We start from the raw sequence: 24,449 nt of genomic DNA on the forward strand, positions 1-24,449 counted from the left end.
TCTTCTAGGCCTCGCCAAAAGCAGTTACCTGAGAGATTTTCAAAGTCGCTGTCTGAACATCCTGGTCAACTGAAATGACAGTCCCGTCTGGAACGATCTCCCATGCCTCATGCGAGACGGGCTCCGAAGCAATTACGACGGCGTGGTATCGTTTGCCTGGCGTGTGAGCAACGTGGGGGATACCACAAATTTCACAATCTCGAATGCCATCGCGATGAACCCAACAAAGCGAGTTGCGAAAACGCGATGCAACCATCACTCGTCCGTCCGTCAAAACGACGTTCAGTTTTGCTGGCTTTGCCGGAAGTGCGAGTTGACAACGGCGGTCAATTTCAAGGACCCCTTTAGCCAGCTCGTCCGTCAATTGCGATAGCGACACGCACGCGGTCGCATCGACGGCTCCCGATCGAAGAAAACGATCCATTAGCCAATGGAAAAGCAACTCACTGTCCGTTTCGCCCTGAATGCAGCAGCGGAGAGAGTCCGAGAGCTCCGACAACATTTCGTCGCGGAGCTGCTTGATCGCGGTTACGGTTCCGTTATGAGCACAAATCCAGCCGCCCCACTGAAACGGATGGCAATTCACGATCGACGTTGTACCGACTGTCGCGAGCCGCACATGTGAAACGACAGACTCTGAATAGACGCGTTCGGCAGTGTTGCTGAAATGAAGTCCATGGAATGCAGCGCTGGCGTGCTTTTCGAGCATGGGAAGATTGTGTTCGAAGTAACCAATGCCCCAACCATCCGGATGGGCCCGTCCAAGCTCGTCAGATTGGCTCTGCAACAACAGTGCATTCTGGGCGTGCACAAGCGTGCACTCGACCTTCGTGGGCTCATTGGCTCGGAAACCATAAAGGCGACACATTGGACACACCTCCGTTTTGAGATAAGCAACGATGTCAATTAGAGATGCAAGTCACGTTCCAAATCAAATGGAATAGGTTTTGCAAGTGTCTCCTGCCAGCAAAACATGAGACCTTTGGGCAGGGAGTACAACAATTAATGAATACTGCATGGAACGAACTGCAAACCGCATTTGTAAACGATCACATTGCGATGACGCATGGATATCGGGATCTACTCGAAGCGGTGCAGTCTGGCGATTTTGAATCCGCATCTCGGCTCGCCTCGGATCTCGACAAAGTTGCCGGGCCTCATATTGAGTTTGAGGAGACTTGTCTGTACCCCGAAGTTGAGGAAAGTCGCGGAGAGACGTACACAGCGAGGCTCTACGACGAGCACGCTGAGATACTCAGAGCGGTCGTCGAACTGCAATCGCTTTCTGATGATGCAAAGCCGACCAAGAGACGCGTCAAGCAGTGGCAAGAGCAACTCCAACACGGCCTCGACCATGCAGCCGCTTGCGGTTCGTTGCTGAGTCATTTGGGTACTCAATCAGCGGATCAACAGCAGAGTCTTCTCAACACTTTGCTACTTCTGCGTCAGCAGGGACGCCGTTGGTCGGAACTGCACCCCAGCCTGAAAGATCGTGACTGAGCATACGCCGACAATTCGCAATGCAGTCCACACCCATCGTGCGAAATCGGTCCGGTGTGGCAAATATTTGCTAGGCATCCTAAGTCGATGTGACATCTTGAAAGTGATTGGCGGCTACTACCGCAATTGGACCCGAACTCGCGATCACAAGCGTTTTCCGCTCGATCTTCACGAAATCACGAACCTTCGTCTCTATTACCGCACGGCGTGTGCCTTTCCGCACAGCGGAATCACTTTCTCGGTCACGTATTCGGACGGATACGAAACAGTGTGAAAACTCTCCTGTCGTGAATCACGCGAAAACTTTTGCTCTTGCTGGCCAAGTGAGTTCGTCATCCACGTAAGGCAACCATGTACACTTTCACGCACAAACGGAGTGTCTGCATTTGCGGATTGGTCAATAAAGAAAATCGACTCGTCAGCCTTTACGTCGTCGACGAAGCCCGACATGATCTTCTTTTCACCGGCGACCGCAAACTCGCGGCCGCACCAAGTGCCGTTGGATCAACAGGTTGAAAGCAAAGTCAAATCCGCATTCTTGCGGCGTGGTTTGAGATGCCGTTTTTCAGTCGCGGCTGTCGTGTACCCGGACTTGCGAAATGCTGTAAAAAAGTCGAGTCACATTCGTCCAACCGAGTCGTTCCAACCGACATCACCGTTGGCGCTGCCTTGCTATCCGGTCAGGCCAGCTACTCAACTGGGCGAACAGATCGCCAATGTCGCATTGGCGTTGGAACAAGCGTGCCACGCAACGCAATCCAATCGAGACTGGGGAGCCGAGTGTGATGGTTGCCAGCGGAACGGCAACTGTCCCAGCATGGTCATCGGTCAGAACAAAGACAATGTATAGACGTTCCGCAGCGGTTGCTTTTTATCAGAGGCGGCCATGTTGGGAAAGAAAGCCCAGGCAACATCCACACGATCAACGGAACGGCAATAGAAGTTTCATTGAGCACTCTGCTGACAATGGGAAGGCGCAGTTGATCAAGAAGCGTCGGCAGGCTGCAATCTTGTGATATTAAAAACCGATTCTTTGAAAGCTGTTCATTTCTAACTAACAGAGCATTACCTCAGACGAAGGCGTTGAACGACCTAGCCCGACGGTTTTCCCGATTCAATACAGCTGACCGTATCGGCAAACACTTCTACTTCTTGCTATTTTTTCTTTTCGGTTGTCTCTCAGTATCGTTGTTTGCTTTCGGCTGATTCGCTGCCGCCTTGATTGCCGAGCTCCACTTCTTTCCAGATCGTTCAAATGACTCCGTTCCATATTCGGCGCCCTCAAAGCTGCTCTGCACGGAAAGATTCCAAGCTATCAGTTCCTTGGTCATCTGTTCGACGATTTCGGGCGACTGAGCAGCCAAGTCAGTTGTCTCGGAAGGATCCTTGGTCAGATTGTAGAGCTGAAATGTAGCTGCACCGTCATACGAAATCAGCTTCAAATCTTGCTTGTGCCATGCGGCCCTAGCGTCGTACATCAGACCGATCCCATTTACACGATCGATATTTCCGCCGTTGATGATTGGCATCAGCGAACGACCGTCTTGTGCATAGCTCGGTTCTGGATGTTCAACACCCAGGGCATCCAATACGGTCGGAAGGTAGTCCGAAGTGATGCAGGGCGTCGTCACCTTGCGAGGCGATTTGATCTTTGCGGGCCAGACCATCACGGCCGGGACTCGTACGCCGCCTTCATAGAGATCACGTTTTCGTCCTCGGAAGTGACCTGCCGTACCATTGTCTTTGCGTGCTTGGTTTTCTGGTCCGTTGTCAGAACAGAACCAGATCATTGTGTTTTCGGCGATATCGCGGTCGGCGAGGTGTTTTCGGAGCCGACCGATTTGCTCGTCCAACGCCGTGATGCAACCGGCGTAATTACGAAGGTGGGGCGGGTGGTCCTTATACATTTCCTGATGCTTCGGCCCGGCGACGCAGGGCAAATGGGGAGCATGAAACCAGACCACCGAAAGAAAAGGTTTGTCATTGGCAAGAGCTTCGTCAACGAATGGGATGACGCGATCCATGATGACTCGGCTGTCGTCACCGTTAAGATTGTCGGCAACCTTGTTGCCTTCGATATCCCAGTAACTTGTGCCATAGGACGCTCTCGCTTCGCCATCGAGCAGATACGACCAACCAAGTTGCAAGGACTCGCCCTTTTCAAAGCTCATCGGTTTATCCATCGGATCGTAAGTTGGCACTTTGGATTCCGTTACAAACGCCGCATCATAGCCGTGAACTTTCGGCGGATTGTAATCACGAGTATTGCCCGGCTTGCCACGGTTGGCGTCTTTTTCGATATGCGTCAACGTTCCCAGGTGCCATTTCCCGAAATGTCCCGTCGCGTAACCTTGTTCACGTAGTACTTCAGGAAGCGTGATTTCCTCGGGACGCAAAAAGCCAGCGTTGGCTGTTGGTATGCCGGTGCGGTAGGGATTACGTCCCGTCAATACACTCGCACGCGTGGGTGAGCATACACTCGATGCAGAATAGAAACGGTCGAGCAGAAGTCCTTCCGCTGCCATTTGGTCTAAATGCGGAGTCTTGATAACCTCGTTTCCGTTGAATCCAGTGTCGCCCCAGCCAAGGTCGTCTGCCATCAGTAGGATGACGTTGGGTTTGCTGTCGTCGGCATGCAGGCTGGAAACTGAAAACGCAAACATCGCAAAGCAAAATAGCATCAGAATTTTCATCGTTATCTCGTTTGTATTTTTGGTTGGGTTGTGCATGCGTCTAACGTGAACAAGTGAAAATCCAGTGACGAATTCCAGGCAATTGCTGCCCTAAATTTAAACTCAACACACGACGTTCTTAATAGCGATCCAGTGTCTTGAAAGACTATCGGATATAATTTTCAAGGCGCGGCAATGGTTGAGGGCGATTGGGACAACGGGATCGATAAAGAACCAATATAGCCTTAGCAAAGGTGCTCGGAAACGTTTTATCCGATCCACCCGTTCGTGCTCGCAAACGTATCTTAAGGGGGCCAGTGATGAGCTAATCAGCAACCACCGTCACGGCAGTCTTTGAATAGTGGATGCGAAAGCTTGAGCCATCAGTGGCGACAACTTTGCCGCGAAAATTTGCAAACTGGCCTTCGACTCGGCCAGCCGCCAAAACGGTGTACGCATCACCGGAAGATGGTGATACTCCGTTCTCGATCCTGATCGCTAGAACGCCGCCAAGCTCGGCAAGACCGCCGACGACGAAGGCAGGACTGTTCCTGCTACTCAACACAAGATTCAACGTGCCATCAGTTGATTGATGATAATCACGTGTGATCTTTAGGCCTGGTTGCTTAGATCCCGCTACCGAGACAGCCCCATTATTGTAAACAGTCGCGTCGACCGTGCCTGAACCGTTTAGGTTGGCATCTGCGTCGATGTCAATCCAGCGCAGCGAACTAACCGTTCCACCATTGACGGTCAGATCGCTTTGGGCAGCGAGATGGATTTCGTTTCGCCCGGTTAGGCTGACACCAGGCCCCAGGACAACGGACTGCTTGGCGCTCGTCGCTGAGTTACCTCGAATCTCGAGTCCCAGGAATTCAACATCTACATCGACTCGAACCGTATTGGATCGTCGGCCTTCGTTAACGACTTGTGAAATCCATGAAAGTTGGGGAGCCCCACGATCCGTCGTGTAGGTGATCCCTGCGTTCTCGTAAACGTAATCGGACCAATGATTGGCGTCCGACGCGCTGGCGCCGTCGTCGCCGGTCCAGCGGTGATAAGTGTTAGCAAACCCTTTGGGTTCGTAGACTCGTTCGCCCTTCAACAGGTCAGACAGTTCTTTGACAAGTCCGAGATGTTTGGTGGCAATATTGTTCGTCTCACCACGATCGACCTCTAGGTTAAAAAGACTTAAAGCAGGCTCGTCGTTTCTCTTGCTTTTTCGCTTTGCAGAAATTCTCGCACTTGAGGAACCAGCACTGACGAGCTTGAAATTCCCTCGGATGATGGACTGACCGTCGCCGGCTTCGTGGATGAGAAAGTCGCGGCGTCGTTGTTGCCCCAGACCACGAAGTGTTGGGGCAATGGACACGCCATCCACACCCAGCGGCACGGGCTGACCGGCAAGCTCACAAAACGTTGGCAACAAGTCGGAAACGTCCACCACCATGTCAGTTTGGGCACCTGCCTTAAGCCTCGAAGTCTCGTTGATCTTGGCTGGCCAACGCATCACCAAGGGGACACGAATACCGCCCTCCCAGATACTGCCCTTGTAACCTTTCAAGCCGCCGTTGACACCAAGCTCACGAACGTTGTTGCCGGCGGGGCCTCCGTTGTCAGACTGAAAAACCACCAGCGTATTATCAGCGACGGAGTCGGATTTATCGCCATCATGGTTTGGGTCTTCGAGGGCGGCCAGAATGTTACCGAAGTGCGCGTCGATTCGCGTGACCATCGCGGCCCACTGTTTGGACTGATCCGATAGCGACGCAAAATCCGGGTCACCGGAATAGCCCTTGTCCCAATCCGGAAGTTGGGTGATCTCACCGAACGGTGCGTGCGGAATCTGCACGGCGAGTAGGCCAAAGAACGGCTGCCCGGTCTTGTTGTAGTTCTGACCGCCCTGGTAAACAAAATCCAGCGCCGCGAACGCGTAGACATCATCACAGTAAGCTGTCTCGGGATAGGCGGGATGATTTTGAAGCGCCGGTGTGTTGGGATACGCCTTATTGTTGCGATACTTTGCCATTGAGTTGGACGCCAGAAACAGCCCGCCCTGCGAGCCCTCGGGCGCCGGAGCCGTCCAAAGCGTCGGTTGGAAAAACGTGTGGGCTCGGACGTGATGCAGTTCCGCGACAACGTGCTGGTAACCATGCGAGGTAGGTAGCGTTTGCAGATTTTCCAGTTTCGGATTCTGTATGTCTTTGGATCCGCCGTAACCCCATTTCCCCCAATAGCCGGTCAAGTAATCAGCAGCAGCTAACGCGTCACCCATCGTGATATCAGCCGCGCGGATCGCCTTCTTGGCATTGTCAGGGTCGTTACGGTCGGCAAAGGTGTGCCCCTGATGAAAACCCGTTTGCTGTGAAGAACGCGCCGGCGAACAAACGTGGCAACCGTACCCACGAGTGAAGTTGAGACCTTGCGCCGCGAGCCGATCCAAATTGGGCGTTCGCACATAGGGCAGACCTCTGGCGTTCCGTTCCGCCTGTCCATTGGGACCGATGGAGCCCCAACCCATGTCGTCAACGTAGAAGTAAAGAATGTTGGGACGGTCTGGACCTGCGGCCGCGGACTTATGGATCCCTGACGCAGTCAGAACAAGTGCGAGCAGAACAAGGGAGGGCTTCATTCGGGACTCCGCGATGGCGACTTAGCGTGGTGGTCTGATTCCTTGTTTAAAAGGATAACCACTGGCGAGCCGAGCGACTGTCACAAAGTCGAGATCCCGCAGTCGATCATTCGGGTTTCGGCACAGCAGGCTTTGGCGGTGCCGGCTTCCATCGACTGGTTTGGGGAAGGTTACCTGGGCCTGGCATGTCGCTATCGGGCAGCGACGACACAGCCATCGCTTGATCAAGTGGGTCGAGCCCAAGAGTAATTTGCATTTGCGACAACGCAGCGAACCAGTTTCGCTGAGCTTCGACAAGTTTGATCTCTGTTTCGTTGGCCTTGGTTTCCAACAGATTCAAATAGATCAAATCAATTTTTCCCTGCTCGAACGCAAAACGATATCGATCGAGCGTTTCCAACGCCGCGCGAAGCGAGACCTCTGTTTGCTCGACGACTTGCTCGGAAAGCAACAGAGCGTTGTAAGCGGTTTGCAGCTCAATCCCGATTTTGTCACGAACCATACGAAGCTTCTCGTTGATCTGGACAATCTTACCGTTGGTTTCTTGAATCTTGCCGCGTGCTTTACGACGCTGAACCGGAACCTCGCTAGTGAATCCGATCACTAGTTCAAAGTCGCCCTTGTCGTCCGATTTTGTAGCTGGATCGCCCATGTCCTGCGACGCTTCGGTGACGAAATCAAATCGCGGCAACATTTCATTGCAAGCCAATTGACGGTCATATTGGACGTGCCGGATGTCAAGCTGAAGCAATTTAGGCTCGGGACGGCGACTCAGGGCCGCAGCCAAGTCCGATTGAAAATCGCTGAGCGGTGGCGGCTCAATGACGGGAAAACGTTCTGGCAACCACGTATCCTCCGGTACCATCGGCTGGCCATTTGGGTCTCGCAGAAACAACGCCAACTTGAATGACGTTGCACGGAACTTCTGCTCGGTCTCGAAGACTTTTGCTTGTCGTTCAGCGACCAACTGTTGATTCAAGATCAGGTCAATTTCAGCAAACTTCCCTGCTTTAACTCCAACTTCGAATTGCTCACCTCGTTCCTCCGCAAGTTTTAGCATTTCGCGTTGTGCTTCTAAGACGCCGCCCATCGCAACCCATTCCCAATAGACGGCGGCTGCATCACGTGAAATGTCCAAGATCGTTTGCTGGATGATTGGGCCGGCAGCTTGCTGGGCAAGAGAAGCTTGAAAAACAGCGACACGCTGCGGATCAATCGCGCGACCTTGAAGCAGTGGCTGTGTGAACGCAACTTTGAATTCACCGGCATCGTCGGTTTGACGTTCTTTGTACCAAGGCTGATAGAAGCCGCGACCAATGCGATACCCCGCAGCAACGTATCCGCCCCACCAAGTCTGCCGAGCGACGCCCAATCCGTTGCGATAATTCCTGTAAAAACCAGTCGGCTCGGAAAGCGAGTGGGCTTGCAGCTTGGTGTCAAATGCCCCGTATGCCGCAAGCAATTGCCCGCTCGCGATGCCTGGCTGCTGGCGAGCGCGGGCGATGTCGGGATACGAACGATACAGACTGGCAACGACGTCGGCGAGCGAGAGCGGGTCGACGGAGTTTTCCTCAGCGAGTATTTCCTCGCCTGACTGCGCTTCAAGCTCTTCGCTGACCTCCTCGTCGACCAGCATCAAAAACTGGGCAAACGATTTTTCAGACGCAAGCTGTTTGTCCTGGGCAGCCGCGTTGCGGGACGCAACAAAAACGCAAACAAAGATCAAAAAACACGCAATCGTTATATTTTTGGCAATTTGACTTTGCTGCCTTTGTCCTTGTCTTTGCCAGGCTCGTCGACTGCGACCACAGGCGGAAATCCGTTTAGTTGACGCCATATCTCATAACCGAGAGGAACTTGTTTAAGCAGCACCCAACCGTTGGCGCGGACACCCTGCCGTAAGTATCGGTCATCCGGCCATCCGTCCTCCCGGTCAAAATGATTATCCGGGGTCACAACCACCCGAAAGTTCCCCTTTCCATCGTCGGTTGGGAAGACTCGGTTGACTTTACCGCCAAACGTGCCGACAGCAACGGACGGCCAGCCGACAAATTGAACCGCAGGCCAACCCTCGAATTGCAAGCGAACTCGGTCACCCTCATGCAATAGCGGCATGTCATTGCCACTCACTTTCATCTCCACAGCCAGTTCGTCCGTGTCGGGAACGATGACAAACAACTGATCGCCTTCTTTGATCGTGTCGCTGCCGGTTAAGCCAAACCATTGTTGGATATAGCCCGATCGCGGAGCGGTCACTTCGAGGCGATCGAATTCGTTGCGTTTGTTTCGCAAGTCGAGCAATTCCTTTTCGATCGTGTTGATCTTCTGCATCGACTCGAGAACCTTTTGGCTCGCTTCACGATTCTTGATGTCAATTTCTTGCATCTTCGATTCAATCTCTTCTTCCTTAGACAGCAGCATCGCCGACACTTCGTGAACTGCGTTTTCGGCTTTACTGAGTTTGGCGGATTGTGATTCAACAGCCTGTTGCTTGGAGAACAGCTCTTCTTTGGAAACCAAACCACGGCTGGCGACCTGCTCGGCGATTCGAAGCTGATTTCGTTTGTCGGTCAATTCGGCTTGGATCGAAGCAACTTCGTTTTTGGCTTGCTCCCACTTTTGTTTCGCCGCCAGCAGGTCTTGCTTAAGTGACAGCGCCAGGCTGTCGCCGCTGCTTTGTTGCAATACCGCAGCTTGCTTTGCAACTTCGAGACTCGAAATGGCCGACGCTTCTTTCGATTCAGTCGCGATGATCTGTGTGTCGATTTGTAATACACCATCGGCAGCAAACGGAGTTAGCCGCAGCAGCAGTTCACCTTGCTCGACGTAGGTTCCCTCTCGCAAACCGTCTTTGACGTAGCTAACCACACCCTTGGAAGGACTAAGAACGGGTTGCGGCCGCTGTTGTGGATCAAGTGCCACGACGGTACCGATGCCGCGCGCGGTTTGCCGCCATGGAACGAAGACTAGCCCGATGAACGTCAGGACCAGGACGATGAAAGTCAGGCGGCTGAAAACGCGAACGAGATTACCCGTCCGAACCAACTGCAAGGTCGAAAAGTCTTCTTGATTTTCAGGTTCTTCTATCATGGATACATCTTGGCGATCGTGGCTGCGGCTTGCGTTATTTCGGTCCGGTCGCGTGTTCAATTAACGACGTACTGCGATTTGAACGTCGCAGAGTTTAGCCACGTCGTCTCGGTTTGTATTGATAATCAGCGTCCACGGAACATCCGTCGCGGCAATCGCTTGCCAGACCAGTTGCCTGTCTTCGCTCGACAGTTCGTCCAGCAAACCGTCAACGATCAGCAACTTTGGTGCTGCGACGATCGCACGGACGAGCGACAACTGCTTGGCATGGATCTCCGTCAGCGGATATCCGCCGGTCTGCAGTCGCGTTTGAATGCCGTCTGGAAGTTGCAGAACCGCTTTGTCGAGTCCTACTTGCTTCAAAGCCTCTAGGATTCGGCTCTGTCCAATCCCACTGTGTCCCAGGTCGACGTTTTCTCGCAGCGTGCCATGAAAGATATCGTTGCGTCCGGCATAACCGATCAGCCGTGAAGCGTCGCCTGTCGCAAAACTGGCAGCATCCAATCCGGCAATCTGCGCCGTTCCGCTGGTGGGTTCCAGCAATCCAGCAAGAGTACGCGAGAGCCTCTGACGCCCGGTAACATCGTCGCCGACGAGGGCGACTCGCGTCCCCGCTTCGATCGCGGACGATGGTACTTTGGACTTCGAGGAATTCTCGGAAAACACTAGGTCTGTCCAACTGACTTCGGCGGGGCCAACCGCTAAGTCGGTAAGTTCGTGACGAGGATCAACTTGTATATCGATCAAGTGACCAACTTTGTCGATACCTGCCATCAAGTCATAAAACTTTTCGAGCGACTTGCCGGCCTTTGCAAACGCCCCAACCACGACCGTAACCACCAATTCGCTGGCGACAAGTTGACCGAGGGTCAATTGCCCCGAGATAACGAGCCAACCGCCTAGAGCCAGCACTGCCGTTGACGCTAACACTTGCAACGCAACCGCAAACGTGACCTGACGAATGACGACTCGGAACTGTCCCTGCCGAGCCCTGATGTAATCTGCCGACAATTGGTTGGCTCGCTGGATCGCTAACGTTTCACCACCGCCGGTTTTGAAAATCGAAGGCGACGCGATCACGTCCTGTAGCCAATGCACCACGCGATACTTGGTGATCGATTCCTCGATCGAAGTGCGGATCCCCCCGCGGCCTAGCACCCAAGTGATTGAGATCATCGAGATCAACAACACGATGTCGAACCCAAGTAAAAATGGATGATAAAACGCCAGCAGAATCATCCCGAGCAGAGTCGTCAAAACGATCGTGACCCCGTCGAGCAGCAGCACGGCCGTCGCTTTCTGAATCGTCATGATGTCAAACACGCGATTTGCCAATTCACGTGGATACTCGCCAACCAAAGACGCTTGATTGGCTCGCGGGAACCGATGCGCCAGATCGCTTACGATCCGAACAAACTGGCGACGCTGAATCATTTCAACGACGACGGTTTGCAAGACCTTCAAGACGCCGGCCAAACCCAAGCACGCCAGCAGCATCAAACCTAGTACGATCAGCGGTTGCAGATACGTCCCCCAGCTGACGACATTGACCAATGACTCAATCGCCAGCGGTGACGCCAGCGACAGCAGGCCAGCGACAAATGCGAACAGAACGACGGACCAGATATCGCGGCGATCAAGATTTAACAAGCCGATAAATCGACGAAGCGGGGATGGATGCGCGTGGTGGTGATGGCCGTCATGGGCATGATGACCATCCGCAGCCGAAATCGAATCGCACTGCAGCTCTCGCTTGCAAGAAAAGCACCGCGGCCCCGGCGTCGCGATCAGTAGCTTACGAAGCTGACGATTGGTGTAGGTTCGAGATTCCGTACGATCGCCGACCAAGCTAGCCTGGATTCGTCGCCCCGACAATTTCTCGAGGACACTGAAACTGCCATCTGCATTGCAAATCAGTATCGGAATTTCTTCACGCAGAAAACCAAACACTTCGCTGGCTGATTCGAACGTTGTCTCGTTTAGCAAGATACCTGCGTGCTTGGCGCTGGCAATGAGCGAATCGAGCGGATCGTATCCTCGGTCGCCTGCGGACGTCTCTGCAGCCCACCAATCGGCACGCTGAATCGTAGTTCCCAGCGAAATGCCAACCCGCGTTAAAACGCGAAAAAGAGTGCCCTCGCTGGGAGTAGTCTGGTCGTTGAAATCAGGCATGAATGGTACTGCGACTCACGAATAGAAACACTGTTGCCGTTACAGGCTAACACTGTACCGTTTAGTTAATAGTCCACGCATCTTTGCGATGCTGCGATGAAATAATTGCGCCGTCCGAGTTGTGCTGAGCCCAATTTCTTTCGCAATGACATGGAACGCAACACCGTTGCGTTCTTGATTGATCCCGAACCGAGCCATTACGATCTTTCGTGCACGCTCGTCAAGTGTCTTCATCAACTCGATCACTTGCTCGCGTGCTTCGACCGACTCTAATTCTGCGAGGTCGCTCTCGCCAGCATCCGCGATTGCCGACTCAACGGCCTCGGTTCCGCTGGCGATGAACCCGCGATTCATCCGCCCTTCCTTTCGGTAGTTGCTGAATATGGATGTCTGAATCGCTTGGTAGGCATAGGTACTCAATCGGACTCCGCGGCGGAAATCGAACAGATCAACAGCGCGAACCAAAGCCGCATTTCCGACGCCGACGATTTCATCAAATTCGTTCGAGTTCCAACCTGCATATCGCTTGGCCATTGAAACGACTAGCCGAAGATTTGACTCGACGATTGAATTTCGGACTTCAACCGTACGATCACCGAGCTGCTTCAGATCGTCAACCATCGCAGCATATCCGCTGCAGGAACGAAGCCTGGACTCCAAACATGACCTGCGGTACTTCAAGAAGTTCAGCTTTCGAAAAAGGTGCTGCTCTTGCTCCGCCGTCAACAGCGGCACCGTCCATAGATGAGCAAGGTAGGCAGGCAACCCTCGCGGCGGCTTCGATGGGGGTGTCTTCTCGGTTGCCGGCATCGGCCCCAACAACATCTCGCTCGCAGATTCGCTGCGAAAGATGCTCAAGAAAAAGAAGTCGCCTTCTTGATCACCATACGTACGAAGTTCCGTGGATTTGCCGCCTCCGTGATGCTGAAGCGACTGCTGATGCTGAAGAGAGACCTTCAGTGCGGTGGAATGAATCATCGAGCGGTTCTCCGGAAAAAAGGGGGCAAGCTAGGTCTGCGTGATTGCTTTTGGATCGATGAAAGTTCGACGAAGACGTGCAAAATCGTTCGATTTCTCGATGGTCCTCGCTACCGCACGTCCGGCTCGCTCGGCGGCTCTGGATATACATCGGCAGACGTCAGAATCTTTGCCCGAGACCACCACGTCGGATGCATGATCTAACGACACTGAAATGCGACACGACTTGTCGATTCCACCTCGGGGGCCATTCTCGTCTTCAACCACCAGGTCAATCTGCTTGATTCGCGAATCAAATCTCGATAGCGCAAACAGCAGACGCCGCTGCGCCAATTGGCGTGCCTCGGTGTCAAGAAGATTGCTACGGTCAGTGATGTTGATTGACACTTCGGTTACTCCTAAACATTCCGTGATTCAACGATTGTGCCATCAGAGAAAAAATCCATGGCTGATACTGTTCAACTACTGTTTAACTCTACGGCAGATTCGTACAGTTAGACAATTAGAATTCCAACGCACGAATCATAGATAAAAACTAATCGAGATTGACGATGGTTGATTGGCTCAACTACCACCACCTGATGTACTTTTGGATGGTCGCTAAAGAGGGTGGAATCACGCCCGCTGCGGAACTGCTGCACTTGTCCCAGCCGACGCTCAGCACGCAAATCCAAAAGCTAGAAAAATCGATGGGCGTCAAGTTATTTGAACGCAAAGGACGAGCGATGCTCCTGACCGACAGTGGTCAGATGGTGTTTCGGTACGCGGATGAGATATTCGGTCTCGGCAATGAACTTGCAGATGCGATCCGCGGACGGCCCACCGAGAATTCGATTCGTTTGCTCGTCGGGGTTCCCGACGTGCTTCCCAAGCTAGTCACTTATCGAATTTTGAAACCAGTACTCGCTTTAGATGAGCGTGTGAAACTGGTCTGTACCGAAGGCAAGCTGAAGGACCTGCTCGCGGACCTTGCGATGCACCGCTTGGATGTCGTGCTCGCAGATTCGCCACTCACGCCAGAATTGAATGTGCGCGCATTCAATCACCTTTTGGGACAGTGCGATGTGACTGTATTCGGAACCGCGGCAATGGCAAAGAAGTATGCGAAAGGCTTTCCAAAGTCACTCGACGGTGCACCGATGCTTTTACCGACACAAAACACAACGCTGCGTCGCTCACTTGAACAATGGTTCGACGACCAAGACATTCGCCCAGAGGTGGCGCATGAATTCGAGGATAGTGCGGTCCTAAAAGTTTTTGGTCAAGCAGGCGAAGGAATGATCTTCGTCCCAACCGCAGTCGCAAACGACGTCGCTTCTCACTACTCGCTCAAGCAAGTCGGTCGCATTCCTGAAATCATCGAAAGGTTCTATGCGATCTCGGTGGAACGAAGATTGAAGCACCCAGCAGTTGTCGCAATCTCCCAATCGGCTCGCGACAACCTATTCACTGACGGTAGTTAAACGAGATCGCTAAGCACGAGCACTACCTCGGCGAGTGTTGAACAATCTCGCGCACACGATCGATGACCGATTGCTCACCCATGCAAATCATTCCGAATCCAAAGCAGCCCCCCGAAGCGAGCGCGACCTGTTCTGTTCGGTGAACCACGCGGTCTTGAATGTCATGATGCTGGCCGGGACACACTTTTCGATTTTGAGCTGTGGTGACGTTGGCCCATAAATAGAGACGAACAACGAACGGCGAACTTTGCAGCCGGCATTCGGTGTAGTCCACCCACAAATCCCGAAGCGATTCGTCGGGTCGCACATCGAGCCACGATTGCACCCGCGACGCGGCCGCCGGTTGCGCGAAGAGTCGGTTTTTATAGATCGACCGAACCGCAGCCTGCGATTCTTCGTCCGAGACGGAATCGCTCGCCCAGGCAACTAGCGCGATCGGGGCAAGCTGTAACGCAGACAGGGTATCAGACGTGAAACCTGCGTCGGCAAGTCGATCAATCAGATCACCGTCATCAATGCCTGCGGCCTCGCAAAGCGAGCGTTTGCAGGATTCTCGTTCGAAGTACGCATCAAGCTGCTTATAAGCGGTTGGCTCGTCGAGCGGAATCAGCGAGACAGCGCCCCGGTCATAAGCTGGGTTGGCTAAGGGCGAGTTCGCTGTGGTAGGTAACATCAACATCAACAGACTCCGAAGGTTGGCTGGAACAGGCAGGCACGCCAGCGATTGGCCTGCTTTGGCCGACTAACATTCGCTGACGGGAAACTTTACGCCCCGTCGTCAATCTTGAACCATTGATAAAACCGATCGCAGCCGATGAAAAACGAATAGCTCGCGATTGCTTGAAAGTCCTATAGTACGGGCAATGGTGAACGGGGCGTCAGCTCGAAGTAAATCATTCGATCGACAATCGGTCCGTTCGCTTTTTCGAATCCAATCGTCGCAGTCATCGCCGAAAAATGATGTTCAAAAAAATTGTTTATGGGATGCACGCTGCTCTCGTTGCAGCGGCACTGGTCATCGTGCTGGTCGATCGAGTGCCGACGACAGCTCAAGCGATGACGGTGCACGGGACTGACAAAAAGACAATGTTGACCGTTCCGCTGGAGGCAGGCATGGAGGCTGTTGTCACGCTGGATCACATCACCGGCGACATGACTGGCTATGTGCTCAACCGAACCAATGGCCAGTTTTTTATCCGCTACCGATACAACTTGACGCAAGACTTTCCACAGCATCAAGGCGCGTACTTGATGGCAGCGGGATTGGCCGATTTTCGCGGATTCAAAAGTAACGATCGAATGGCCAGTGGCGTGATCTACGTTTCAGAGGAAACCTCGGGCCGTGTTTGTGCGTACGCGATCCCATGGAATCCCCAATTCGCAACTAGCGGCGCGCCCAATCAAAACCTAACCTTCATTCCGCTGGACCACGCGCAGACGCGGTTCATCGAACTGCGCTAGCATACATCTTTGAAAATGATGCGGTGGTCCGGGCTCTTAGTTAGGCATCCTCAAGTTCGCATTGATCAAGCGGCACGGAAAGAACAGCTTCATCAATGCTGTCGTGGGATCGCTGCATCGTCGAAGGGTGTGCCTGGCTTGGGCTGTCTCGGTCGGCGATCGCTTGGCTTGTTTCCGCTTGCGAAATCATAGTCGCGGCCAAGCGGTCTGCAGCGTTAGGCATATTTCTTGCCTCGCCCGTGAATGCCAATGTCGGGGATGCGAGAGTTTGGCGTCATCCGTACGTTGATGACGGCAGCATTCGGCAATGACGCTGTCGAAATCCGGCGCCCGGGCGACGCCTATCGCTTGATCCCTCGCGAACACTTCATGTTTCCCGTGAACGTATCGGCTTCGACAAGACGACTCTACAGCCGATCCATCGACACACACGCCGTCGATTGCAAAGGCGGCCTCAGCTAATCTGCGAGTGCATAGGGAAACAGACAGGTCAATCAGATGCGACGGGTGCAAGACTAGCCTGTTCTCACCATGCTAGACAAGCGTCGGCTTGGTCTTCCACCAAGAGCCAACGGTGATCGCAAGCAAGATCGCGATAAACACTCTGAATTCCGCTGGGCCACAGCACCCGAACCTGATCGATTGAATCGGCTTTTCCAAGTCCGACGAACAAGGCCGACTCGTTTTTCGAAAGATAACCGTCTCCGGTTTGGACCGCCTGCACGAGAGCTTTTGATTTAAATTCAATCGTCACACGTGCTCCCACAGCATCACGCTCCGACGACGTCCCAACCAATTCAAGTTGCAACCAGTGATTGTCGGTGACAGTTTGGTTCTGCAGCAGGACGACATCTTTTTTCAAGTCGGTCGCGACGACATCGACAAGACCATCGCGATTGAAATCGCACTTAGCCATTCCACGAGTAAAGTGCGCCGAATTCCAGTAGTCATCGTCGCCAGCGCACTGTTGCAACAGAAAACCATCCGACCGACCTGCAAGCACTTGAGTCGGCATCGCGAACATGCTGCCTTTGTCAGTTTGATCTTCGATGTGACCATTGCCGACAATCAAATCCCACACCGTGTCGTTGTCATAGTCAATCGCTTGCGTGCCAAAGCCGAGCATCTTTCGTGTCACGACGTCTAGCTTGTACGACACCACACAATCTTCGAATGTTCCCGAAGTCGTCTGCATGTATTGATTGGACCATTCGTCCTCAAAATTCGAGACATGCAAATCAAGGCGGCCGTTTTGGTCAAAATCTGCCGCAGCGACTCCCATGCAAGCCATTGGCTTTCCACCGGCCCCATAAGCAACGCCAAGCCCGACCGCACCATCATCCCACCGAGAAACTCCGTCGCTTGATTTACCGCGAAACCACATTTGGTTGGCACGCAGGTCGTTGGCAACAAAAACTTCGTTACCAGGCTGGCCGTCCAGGTCCGTGACCAACAGGGCAAGCCCGGGACGAAAAGCGTCATCAGTTTGGTTGCCAAGCGGCGATGCAAGCATCGAACCGTCACCGACCGAAACCAACAGGCGATCCATCGCTGGTTTGAACTGCAATGGCCCGGGTAACGATTTTGGTTTTCCATCGGCCCCGTATCGGATCGGTTCGAAGATAGCGGGATCATCAAGATAGTTGATCTCGATAATGTCCGGCAAACCGTCGCCCGTTAAATCAGCGATTGCCAAGCTGCTGGTGTAGGCAACTTGGTCGCGAAGTGCTGAATTCTGGTCGGTACGAAATGTCCCATCACCTTGGTTGATCAGCAGCCTATTGTGTCCAACACTACCGATCAACAAATCGGCGAAGCCGTCTTGGTTCCAATCGCCTGCCGAGACGCCTACGGTGTATCCGCGATCGTCCGAATAAGAACTTGAAACTACACCGACAAATTCATCTCCAAGATTACGAAACAATTCGTTCGGATGATCAGATCGGCCATCGGGCGGTGTCGTGCCTGCTTGCGCGAAATAAAAATCGACGGCACCATCGCAATCAAAATCTAAGCAGGCGACGCCACCGCCGAACGCTTGAAAGATCTGAAACTCGCGTTCGACAGGCTCGGCCGCGTTGAGGTACCGAAACGTCAATCGCTTCTGCTCAGCGACGTTCTTAAAATTGGGCGTTGTCACCGAAAGGCCGGACGGGATCGACGACTGCTTGGTCCAGTGCTTGCTGTTGAGCTGGGTTGGATCCTTCGAACGAATTTCGGCTAACCACATCGACGCCACATCCTCAATTGGGCTTACCCATCCGCACTGGATTTCAGTTTCGTCGTAACCCATTGGAAAGCGGCTGAGCACTTGTGCCTTGTATTGTGGGATCAAACGCAGTTGCTCTGAATCAGGCGAAAAACTCGAAATGGCCAACTCTTGCCACGCAACGGCTTCAAGCGGGCGCCCGATGTTGGCGAGCTGAGTTGCAATGTCCACGAAGGCCCGTGGCGTGGGAGAAGCAGATCCACGCAGTTCCCTGACATCGCGTGCGATGCTATCCAGTTCGGTCAACCGATTTCGAAACGGCTTCGCCAATTCTAGTTTTCCTTCTTCCTCGAGTGACTGAACGATGCCATAGAACGCGTCAATACTACCAGGCTCTCGCTGGATTGCCCTGATGAAGCACTCGATCGCGACTTCTTTGTCTTGACGCCGAGCCAGCGTTCCACATGCGATCCAGTAATCGGGATACCGCTGGCATGACTGTGGCGTCGTAGCCGCCCAGGCCTCCAATTCGTCAAACAACTGCGCATCAGCGAGCGTCCGACCATAAAGCGAAACGGCCGCCAGACTGCGATGGTCGACCAACCAACCGCTAGCGTCCAAACATGCGAGCGCCTCGCGGGGATTTCCGTTAATCCGCAATGCCGACGCCACACGGATCACATACGGGTCCAGGGTGCCGGTATCGACAGTCGCCGTTACAGGATCCGGCGCCCCATTCCTCGATCGCGTCGGGAACACCAAACCAACGAGTTCTTCAAGACTCAGTCCCGTGTGCCCCATCATCGATCGAACGTGTTGGTTAGCATCATGCGAGAGACCTTGTTGGTCTAAGATCTTGACCAGCAGCCGGCGAGCTTCGTCGAATTCGGGCGACACCTTTAGCAGTGCTTCAAGCCTCGCTGTCGCTGCCAGTGCTTCACCGTCTTGGTACTGAATACTTGCGGCGTGTGCGTCGTAGTCATCCCGGCGTGAAGGATCAAGCAATTTTAATCGATCAAGAATGTTTACGGCGGCACCGGCATCTTTGCGATGAATCATCACTCGCAACATCAGCGCGTTGGCCGCTACGCTATCGGGATCCTCGATCAACAGATTTCGCACCGCATCGAATGCCTGATCCATCGCACCGTTCTGGACCAATTGCGATGCGTTTTGGAGACGCCGCGATCTTGAGATTGCCAAGGATGGCGAATCGACAACCGATGCGTCGGATCCAAACGATGGCGTGGAGTCCTGAATTTTACCAGGCTCGGTTTGCGTAACCTGCTTCGTAATCGGAGGCGATGGCTTACATCCAGCGAAAAGAAAAACGCATGAAAATGCAAACGCGATACTGGGAGAATGTCGTTGAAAAACTGACCGCATTGATGTTCCCTCAGTCTACAATCCATCGTCGCATCTCCACGAGCGATTTGAGTGATTTCATGATAGCCCTACGCCAGTTGCGACGGAACATGCACGACCAAGTTGAGAGAGTTAAGTCATCATCGAATCGCATTCGCCAGCTTGTTTTTTTGAGTGCGTGGGTTGCAGCGGCCTTGCTGGCCGGGTGCTCTCAAAAGCCTGCTACGAAATCAAACGCTTCCGCGAATACGACAACGGATGCTGACAACACAGCTGAAGCCCCACCGATGGTGCCAACGCCCCCCCAGGTGCCCGAAGCACCGGCGCCGATGCTTGCTCGCCAGCAGCAAGTTGATAACGCAGTTGCGGCGCAAGGTGCGGGCGAGACTGACCAAGCTGTCCGACTTTTACGCGACCTGCTGGTTCGCAATCCTCAAGACTATGAGGTCCTGTTTCACTTAGCCAATACGCTCGCCCTTCAAGGTAAATATGACCAAGGAATTGAACTACTAAGCGAGATTCCAACGGATCATCCGGACGCCGGATTGCCGGCGCTGGGTGTTTCGGCAGGCTGGTGCCTGAACGTCGGTCGGTACCGTGAAGCAGAAAATCGTTATCGTAAAATGCTTGAAATCGATCCGACGATCAACTTGGTACGACGATCGCTAGCGTATCTACTGAACCGGCAAGGGCGACGGCACGAGGCGAACCTGTTGATCCGCGAACTGTGCCGATCTGGTGACGTGATGCAAGACGAATTGCACGCGTTGATCGTCGAAGCCGACGCGATTTACGACGCACCGGGAACGCCGCCCGCCGACGGGACTCGCCCGTACTGGCCGATCGGACCGGGTGGGCAAGCTCGGCATTTGTTCACGGAGAAAAAGTACCGCGAAGCCGCTGAGCTTGTGCGTCCTGTGATCGAGTTGGGCGAAGCCGCCGATTCGATGATCGCTTTCTACGGCCGAGCTGCTGTCGAGGCGCAAGACGACGAAATGGTGGCGTGGTGGTACGGCCACTTGAACGAGTCGGTGAAACAATTCCCCGAATACTGGGCGGCGATCGGAACCCAGTTGATTGCCGAAGCGGAATACGCCGACGCGGTTCGGGCGCTGGCCGAAGCGGTGCGATTGGACCCGACCGACCTGCGGTCAACGCGGCGAATTTTCCAAGGGCTGCGTTCGATGAACGAAACTGAAAAAGCCCAGACATGGATCGACCGCTACGCCTTGCTGAATCAAATCTTGAACGAAAGCAACGCGATCGCCGCCTCGAACGCACCGGCCACGGAATCGTTTCAAGCTTTGGCCAAGGATCTGGACTCCATTGGACGCCGACTCGAAGCCCTATTATGGCAAGTGGTCTTAGTCACCCGCAGCGGCGACTCGCAGGACAACTTGGCGGGTTTCAAAACAGACCTGCAGCAAACACTCGCCGATGGAACCGCCTTTCCCGAACCGTCCGAAATTTGGTGCGACATGAACTTGGCCGATCGGCCACTGCCCCCATTCCCTTCGCGAATCGCGGCGATCGGCGACAAGAACGATTCAGCCTCAAAGGGTTTCGCGAAACCAACAGTGCCCGATCCGGCCGACTTCGTTAACATTTCCAACGAAGTTGGCCTGAAGCATAGCTACCGAATTGCCAAAGAACCGATCGCAAAAGGCTTCGCAATCTACCAGTCGCTGGGCGGCGGCGTTGCAGTCACTGACTTCGACCTTGACGGCCGGCCAGATCTCTATTTTTGCCAAGGCGCCGCCGATCCCGATAATTTTGTCGCCATCGATTCAGACCGACTCTATCGGACGGTGGAACGTACCGATAAGAATCGCACGAATGACGTGCAATCAAACGACCAACACCTCGTGGACGTGACGACGCCGTCTGGGTTGAACGAACGAAGCTATACCGTCGGTGTCACGTCAGGCGATTGGAATCAAGACGGGTTCGCAGACTTGGCAATCGCGAACATCGGTGCCAACCAAATCATGATCAACCAAGGCGATGGAACCTATCGACCCGAGCCGCTGGACGAGATATCGGACCTGACGAATTTAAGCACGTCGCTTGCGATGGGCGACATGACCGGCGACCACTTGCCCGATTTATTTTCACTCAATTACCTGCGCGATGAAAACATCGCCAAACTCCCCACCGTTGACTCCGCCGGTGACGTTGTGGACGCGATCGCGCCGCTAAGCGTCGCCCCGACTCGAGACATTCTTTACGCAAACACCGGCGACGGTCGATGGAAGGCATCGGTGGTTGGCGACGATGTATCCAACGCTTGTACGGGGCTCGGAATTATCCTGACCGACTTGCTATCAGATCACGATGGCAATGAAGCTTACATCGCAAATGACGTGCGAAACAATCAACTTTGGGCACAAGGCGAAGGACACAAACTGACCGACTTGGCAATTGCCAGCGGATGCGCGTACGGATCGATTGGATCAGCTACTGGCGCGATGGGAATCGCTTCTGCCGATCTTGATCGCAGTGGATCGGTCGATTTGCATGTTACCAATTACATGAACGAACCGGTAAGTCTTTTCCTAAACCGAAATGGCCTGTTCCGCGACATGAATGTCAAGTTCGGGGTCGATCGCGAGAGCACGGAGATGGTCGGATTCGGCACGCAAGCGATCGACTATTCCAACGACGGATGGCCGGACCTCGTCGTCACCAACGGACACATTGAAGACCTGCGACGGCGAGGCAATCAACCGTTCCAGCAACCGTTGCAATTGTTCGCAAACTTAGGTGACCGTTTCGAAATCACCCAGCCACGCGATTCAGAGTACTGGTCGACGCCTCGCTTGGGACGAGCGATGGCTCGACTTGATTTTAATCGCGATGGAAGAATGGACTTTGCGATGACAGATTTGCTGGGCCCCGCTTCGCTGCTGATCAATCAGTCGCCGACCAATCATCACTGGGTTTCTTTTCATCTCGTCGGCACCACTAGCGAGCGAGATGCAATTGGGGCACACGTCGAGATCACAGCGGGTGATCAGCAATGGTCGGCTTGGGTGACGGCAGGCGACGGATTCCTTTGCAAAAACGAATCAGTGGTCCATTTCGGAATCGGAGCCGAAGCGCGACTCGACCAAGCGACGGTAACTTGGCCAAGCGGAAAGATTCAGACCTTCAACACTTTGCCTGCCGACCAGAGCATGCTGCTAGTCGAAGGCGATGCAGAACCGTTCGCCCTGCCACGACATTAGACAGTCGCGTTCGCGACGTCACTGAACGGACTTCTGCGTTAACACAAAACAGAGCCTCCGCGAACGAATCAAGCCGACTCGCAATTTGCGAATCGGCTCAATGACGCTTCTTTGACTGCGGACGAAACCACCGCGTCACACTTAGTTTCCGGGGCCGGCTTTATCTGCCGACTTCATCGCTTCGGCGTATGATTGTTGCCGTTCGATGCGTTGCTGTTCGATTTGCGTGTTGTCGCCTTCGACCAGAGTTGCTTCGTTGCCGCCACCACATCCAGTGATTGCGGACATCGCGAGCATCAAAGCGGCGAAGATCAGTTTGGGGGTTGATGTTTTCATAAATTGTGCCTTGATAAAAAGAGGCCTCATGCAGATTGATACTGCATGAGGCCATTGAATAAGTCGAAGATCTTACAGCTCTTCTTCGATCGTTTCTTTCGATGCACGAGTCCCTAATGATCCCCAGAGACCGTACGGGCTCTGAGCACCTGGAACTGGATTCGGAGCAACGTTTCCGTACTCAACCATTTTGGTAGTTAGGCTGCCAGACTCGATCGAGTCGGTCACAAACTTAATGGCTCCGTCACCCATCAGCACGTGACACCCACCTTGGTGACGACTACTTGGCGGAACAATACCTTCCTGTCCAACCCAGTCGCCTTGGTAACACAAAGTCGAGTTCGGTGGCAGGATCGTCATCATGCCGGTGTACATGTGCTCGCCCGACATCCAGCGATACCCGCGACCGGTATCCGCACCGCGATCAACCGCGAAGGTCGGTGTCGTCGAGGCCCAGAATCGAGGCCGAAGTGGATCAACCGAACCGTCGGTTTGACACACCGAAGGCTTCGCCTTGACACCGGTTGATGGATCGTTCTTGTTGTAAGCGGCCGTTGTAGTGATGTCGCGATCACCAAGGTCGGTGTTCATTTCACCGGCGATGATCGTGTTCGACAGACCGTCAAGAATGTCGCGGAATGCCATCTTCGTGTGAACAACAAACGCACCGCGTTGGCCGGCACGAGACCATTCTGCGTCACCCGAGTTGACGACCAACTGAGCGTTGACTGGGCCTGATTCTGCTTTCGAGAACGAGTCGCCAAGGCAGGCTGCGTAGTTCGTGCGTCCCATCGATGGCAAGCCACGACCTGGGTCCGAAGGGCAGCGGAACGACGGAACTTCAGTCATCGCTGGAATGTAGGTCGTCGTTTCAGGTTTAGGACCCATCGCGTTCCACGGTGGAGTCCGAGTTTGCTTGGCACCGCCAACCAACTCGAATCCGTTCGGGTTAGCAATTTGCTCCCAAAGGGCTTGCTGCTCGATGAATGGTGTCAGACCAACCAGCCAGCTCAATTGACTTTGACTAGTGACGGACGAACCATCCCACCAATTGCCGGCGCCCATCGACAGGCCAGTGCCGCTCTTCTGCTTGGGCAACTGGTTGAACGCAGAGTGATAGTTGTGGACCCCAAGGCCGATTTGCTTGAAGTTGTTGCTGCAGCTCATGCGGCGAGCCGCTTCGCGGGCAGCTTGAACGGCAGGCAACAATAGGCCTACCAACACACCGATGATGGCAATGACCACCAACAGTTCGACGAGCGTGAAGCCCGAACGAAGAGACTTAGGACGACTCATGAAACACTACCTTCAGATAAGGGAAACGTAAAGAAACAACTGCTTAAG

General features: G+C 53.8%; 20 protein-coding genes. 7 read left to right on the forward strand and 13 right to left on the reverse strand.

Annotated features, from left to right (window positions below):
- Window positions 1–4 precede the first annotated feature (4 nt).
- Window positions 5–868, reverse strand: a complete 864-nt coding sequence (locus tag Poly59_RS10465; RefSeq protein WP_146533995.1) for a class II glutamine amidotransferase — start codon at window positions 866–868, stop codon at window positions 5–7.
- A 137-nt stretch (window positions 869–1,005) separates the two neighbouring features.
- Here Poly59_RS10465 and Poly59_RS10470 point away from each other — a divergent pair, with 137 nt between their 5' ends.
- From Poly59_RS10470 to Poly59_RS10480, 3 genes are all read left to right on the forward strand, one after another.
- The gene (locus Poly59_RS10470) at window positions 1,006–1,500 is read left to right on the forward strand and encodes a hemerythrin domain-containing protein (protein WP_186776150.1); all 495 of its coding nucleotides are present in this window, start codon (window positions 1,006–1,008) and stop codon (window positions 1,498–1,500) included.
- Entirely contained in the window at window positions 1,493–1,774 is a 282-nt protein-coding gene (locus Poly59_RS29355; protein ID WP_186776151.1) for a hypothetical protein, read from the forward strand. Before Poly59_RS10470 ends, Poly59_RS29355 begins: the two co-directional genes overlap by 8 nt.
- A 174-nt stretch (window positions 1,775–1,948) precedes the next feature.
- On the forward strand, window positions 1,949–2,350 hold the full coding sequence (locus Poly59_RS10480) for a hypothetical protein (protein WP_146533998.1): 402 nt from the start codon (window positions 1,949–1,951) through the stop codon (window positions 2,348–2,350).
- A 295-nt stretch (window positions 2,351–2,645) separates the two neighbouring features.
- Here Poly59_RS10480 and Poly59_RS10485 read toward each other — a convergent pair whose 3' ends face one another.
- From Poly59_RS10485 to Poly59_RS29360, 7 genes are all read right to left on the reverse strand, one after another.
- Entirely contained in the window at window positions 2,646–4,193 is a 1,548-nt protein-coding gene (locus tag Poly59_RS10485) for a sulfatase family protein (RefSeq protein ID WP_146533999.1), read from the reverse strand.
- A 304-nt stretch (window positions 4,194–4,497) separates the two neighbouring features.
- Window positions 4,498–6,804: a sulfatase-like hydrolase/transferase gene (locus Poly59_RS10490; protein ID WP_146534000.1), complete on the reverse strand. Its 2,307-nt coding sequence runs from the start codon at window positions 6,802–6,804 to the stop codon at window positions 4,498–4,500.
- A gap of 106 nt (window positions 6,805–6,910) precedes the next feature.
- The gene (locus Poly59_RS10495; protein ID WP_246151534.1) at window positions 6,911–8,530 is read right to left on the reverse strand and encodes a TolC family protein; all 1,620 of its coding nucleotides are present in this window, start codon (window positions 8,528–8,530) and stop codon (window positions 6,911–6,913) included.
- 14 nt (window positions 8,531–8,544) lie between these two features.
- Window positions 8,545–9,894: an HlyD family secretion protein gene (locus Poly59_RS10500; RefSeq protein ID WP_146534001.1), complete on the reverse strand. Its 1,350-nt coding sequence runs from the start codon at window positions 9,892–9,894 to the stop codon at window positions 8,545–8,547.
- Window positions 9,895–9,954: 60 nt separating this feature from the next.
- Window positions 9,955–12,066 (reverse strand): ABC transporter transmembrane domain-containing protein, encoded by a 2,112-nt coding sequence (locus Poly59_RS10505; protein ID WP_146534002.1) that lies wholly within the window; start codon window positions 12,064–12,066, stop codon window positions 9,955–9,957.
- Window positions 12,067–12,105: 39 nt separating this feature from the next.
- Window positions 12,106–13,044, reverse strand: a complete 939-nt coding sequence (locus tag Poly59_RS10510) for a sigma-70 family RNA polymerase sigma factor (RefSeq protein ID WP_146534003.1) — start codon at window positions 13,042–13,044, stop codon at window positions 12,106–12,108.
- A 30-nt stretch (window positions 13,045–13,074) separates the two neighbouring features.
- Window positions 13,075–13,431, reverse strand: coding sequence for an HPF/RaiA family ribosome-associated protein (locus tag Poly59_RS29360; protein ID WP_186776152.1), 357 nt, complete (start codon window positions 13,429–13,431; stop codon window positions 13,075–13,077).
- A 164-nt stretch (window positions 13,432–13,595) separates the two neighbouring features.
- Here Poly59_RS29360 and nhaR point away from each other — a divergent pair, with 164 nt between their 5' ends.
- Window positions 13,596–14,507: a transcriptional activator NhaR gene (gene nhaR / locus Poly59_RS10515; RefSeq protein ID WP_146534004.1), complete on the forward strand. Its 912-nt coding sequence runs from the start codon at window positions 13,596–13,598 to the stop codon at window positions 14,505–14,507.
- 22 nt (window positions 14,508–14,529) lie between these two features.
- Here the strand turns inward: nhaR and Poly59_RS10520 are convergent, their stop codons facing one another.
- Window positions 14,530–15,186: a hypothetical protein gene (locus Poly59_RS10520; RefSeq protein WP_146534005.1), complete on the reverse strand. Its 657-nt coding sequence runs from the start codon at window positions 15,184–15,186 to the stop codon at window positions 14,530–14,532.
- Between the two features lie 278 nt (window positions 15,187–15,464).
- On the opposite strand from Poly59_RS10520, the gene Poly59_RS10525 reads away from it, so the two are divergent.
- Window positions 15,465–15,968 carry a hypothetical protein gene (locus tag Poly59_RS10525; RefSeq protein ID WP_146534006.1) on the forward strand — a complete coding sequence of 168 codons (504 nt, stop codon included), beginning with the start codon at window positions 15,465–15,467 and terminating at the stop codon, window positions 15,966–15,968.
- A 40-nt stretch (window positions 15,969–16,008) separates the two neighbouring features.
- Here the strand turns inward: Poly59_RS10525 and Poly59_RS10530 are convergent, their stop codons facing one another.
- Window positions 16,009–16,191, reverse strand: coding sequence for a hypothetical protein (locus Poly59_RS10530; protein ID WP_146534007.1), 183 nt, complete (start codon window positions 16,189–16,191; stop codon window positions 16,009–16,011).
- A gap of 20 nt (window positions 16,192–16,211) precedes the next feature.
- On the opposite strand from Poly59_RS10530, the gene Poly59_RS29365 reads away from it, so the two are divergent.
- Window positions 16,212–16,430 (forward strand): hypothetical protein, encoded by a 219-nt coding sequence (locus Poly59_RS29365; RefSeq protein WP_186776153.1) that lies wholly within the window; start codon window positions 16,212–16,214, stop codon window positions 16,428–16,430.
- 64 nt (window positions 16,431–16,494) lie between these two features.
- On the opposite strand, the gene Poly59_RS10535 is transcribed toward Poly59_RS29365, so the two are convergent.
- The gene (locus Poly59_RS10535; protein WP_186776154.1) at window positions 16,495–19,320 is read right to left on the reverse strand and encodes an FG-GAP-like repeat-containing protein; all 2,826 of its coding nucleotides are present in this window, start codon (window positions 19,318–19,320) and stop codon (window positions 16,495–16,497) included.
- A gap of 509 nt (window positions 19,321–19,829) precedes the next feature.
- Between Poly59_RS10535 and Poly59_RS10540 the strand changes: the two genes are divergently transcribed.
- Entirely contained in the window at window positions 19,830–22,769 is a 2,940-nt protein-coding gene (locus Poly59_RS10540) for an FG-GAP-like repeat-containing protein (RefSeq protein ID WP_186776155.1), read from the forward strand.
- Window positions 22,770–22,910: 141 nt separating this feature from the next.
- Here the strand turns inward: Poly59_RS10540 and Poly59_RS10545 are convergent, their stop codons facing one another.
- Together Poly59_RS10545 and Poly59_RS10550 are read right to left on the reverse strand one after the other, a co-directional pair.
- Window positions 22,911–23,105 (reverse strand): hypothetical protein, encoded by a 195-nt coding sequence (locus Poly59_RS10545; protein WP_146534010.1) that lies wholly within the window; start codon window positions 23,103–23,105, stop codon window positions 22,911–22,913.
- 72 nt (window positions 23,106–23,177) lie between these two features.
- Complete coding sequence (locus tag Poly59_RS10550) at window positions 23,178–24,401, reverse strand: DUF1559 domain-containing protein (RefSeq protein WP_146534011.1); 1,224 nt, start codon at window positions 24,399–24,401, stop codon at window positions 23,178–23,180.
- Window positions 24,402–24,449 lie beyond the last annotated feature (48 nt).

The sequence above is a fragment of the Rubripirellula reticaptiva genome, assembly GCF_007860175.1.
Lineage (GTDB): Bacteria > Planctomycetota > Planctomycetia > Pirellulales > Pirellulaceae > Rubripirellula > Rubripirellula reticaptiva.

Coding starts and splice junctions, on each gene's coding strand:
- Poly59_RS10505 (WP_146534002.1), bottom strand. CDS start 12,066: ATGCCTGATTTCAACGACCAGACTACTCCCAGCGAGGGCACTCTTTTT.
- Poly59_RS10520 (WP_146534005.1), bottom strand. CDS start 15,186: ATGTTGATGTTACCTACCACAGCGAACTCGCCCTTAGCCAACCCAGCT.
- Poly59_RS10510 (WP_146534003.1), bottom strand. CDS start 13,044: ATGATTCATTCCACCGCACTGAAGGTCTCTCTTCAGCATCAGCAGTCG.
- Poly59_RS10470 (WP_186776150.1), top strand. CDS start 1,006: ATGAATACTGCATGGAACGAACTGCAAACCGCATTTGTAAACGATCAC.
- Poly59_RS10465 (WP_146533995.1), bottom strand. CDS start 868: ATGTGTCGCCTTTATGGTTTCCGAGCCAATGAGCCCACGAAGGTCGAG.
- Poly59_RS10480 (WP_146533998.1), top strand. CDS start 1,949: ATGATCTTCTTTTCACCGGCGACCGCAAACTCGCGGCCGCACCAAGTG.
- Poly59_RS10540 (WP_186776155.1), top strand. CDS start 19,830: ATGGTGCCAACGCCCCCCCAGGTGCCCGAAGCACCGGCGCCGATGCTT.
- Poly59_RS29365 (WP_186776153.1), top strand. CDS start 16,212: ATGCCAATGTCGGGGATGCGAGAGTTTGGCGTCATCCGTACGTTGATG.
- Poly59_RS10530 (WP_146534007.1), bottom strand. CDS start 16,191: ATGCCTAACGCTGCAGACCGCTTGGCCGCGACTATGATTTCGCAAGCG.
- Poly59_RS10490 (WP_146534000.1), bottom strand. CDS start 6,804: ATGAAGCCCTCCCTTGTTCTGCTCGCACTTGTTCTGACTGCGTCAGGG.
- Poly59_RS10550 (WP_146534011.1), bottom strand. CDS start 24,401: ATGAGTCGTCCTAAGTCTCTTCGTTCGGGCTTCACGCTCGTCGAACTG.
- Poly59_RS10535 (WP_186776154.1), bottom strand. CDS start 19,320: ATGGATCAGGCATTCGATGCGGTGCGAAATCTGTTGATCGAGGATCCC.
- Poly59_RS10545 (WP_146534010.1), bottom strand. CDS start 23,105: ATGAAAACATCAACCCCCAAACTGATCTTCGCCGCTTTGATGCTCGCG.
- Poly59_RS10485 (WP_146533999.1), bottom strand. CDS start 4,193: ATGAAAATTCTGATGCTATTTTGCTTTGCGATGTTTGCGTTTTCAGTT.
- Poly59_RS10525 (WP_146534006.1), top strand. CDS start 15,465: ATGATGTTCAAAAAAATTGTTTATGGGATGCACGCTGCTCTCGTTGCA.
- nhaR (WP_146534004.1), top strand. CDS start 13,596: ATGGTTGATTGGCTCAACTACCACCACCTGATGTACTTTTGGATGGTC.
- Poly59_RS10500 (WP_146534001.1), bottom strand. CDS start 9,894: ATGATAGAAGAACCTGAAAATCAAGAAGACTTTTCGACCTTGCAGTTG.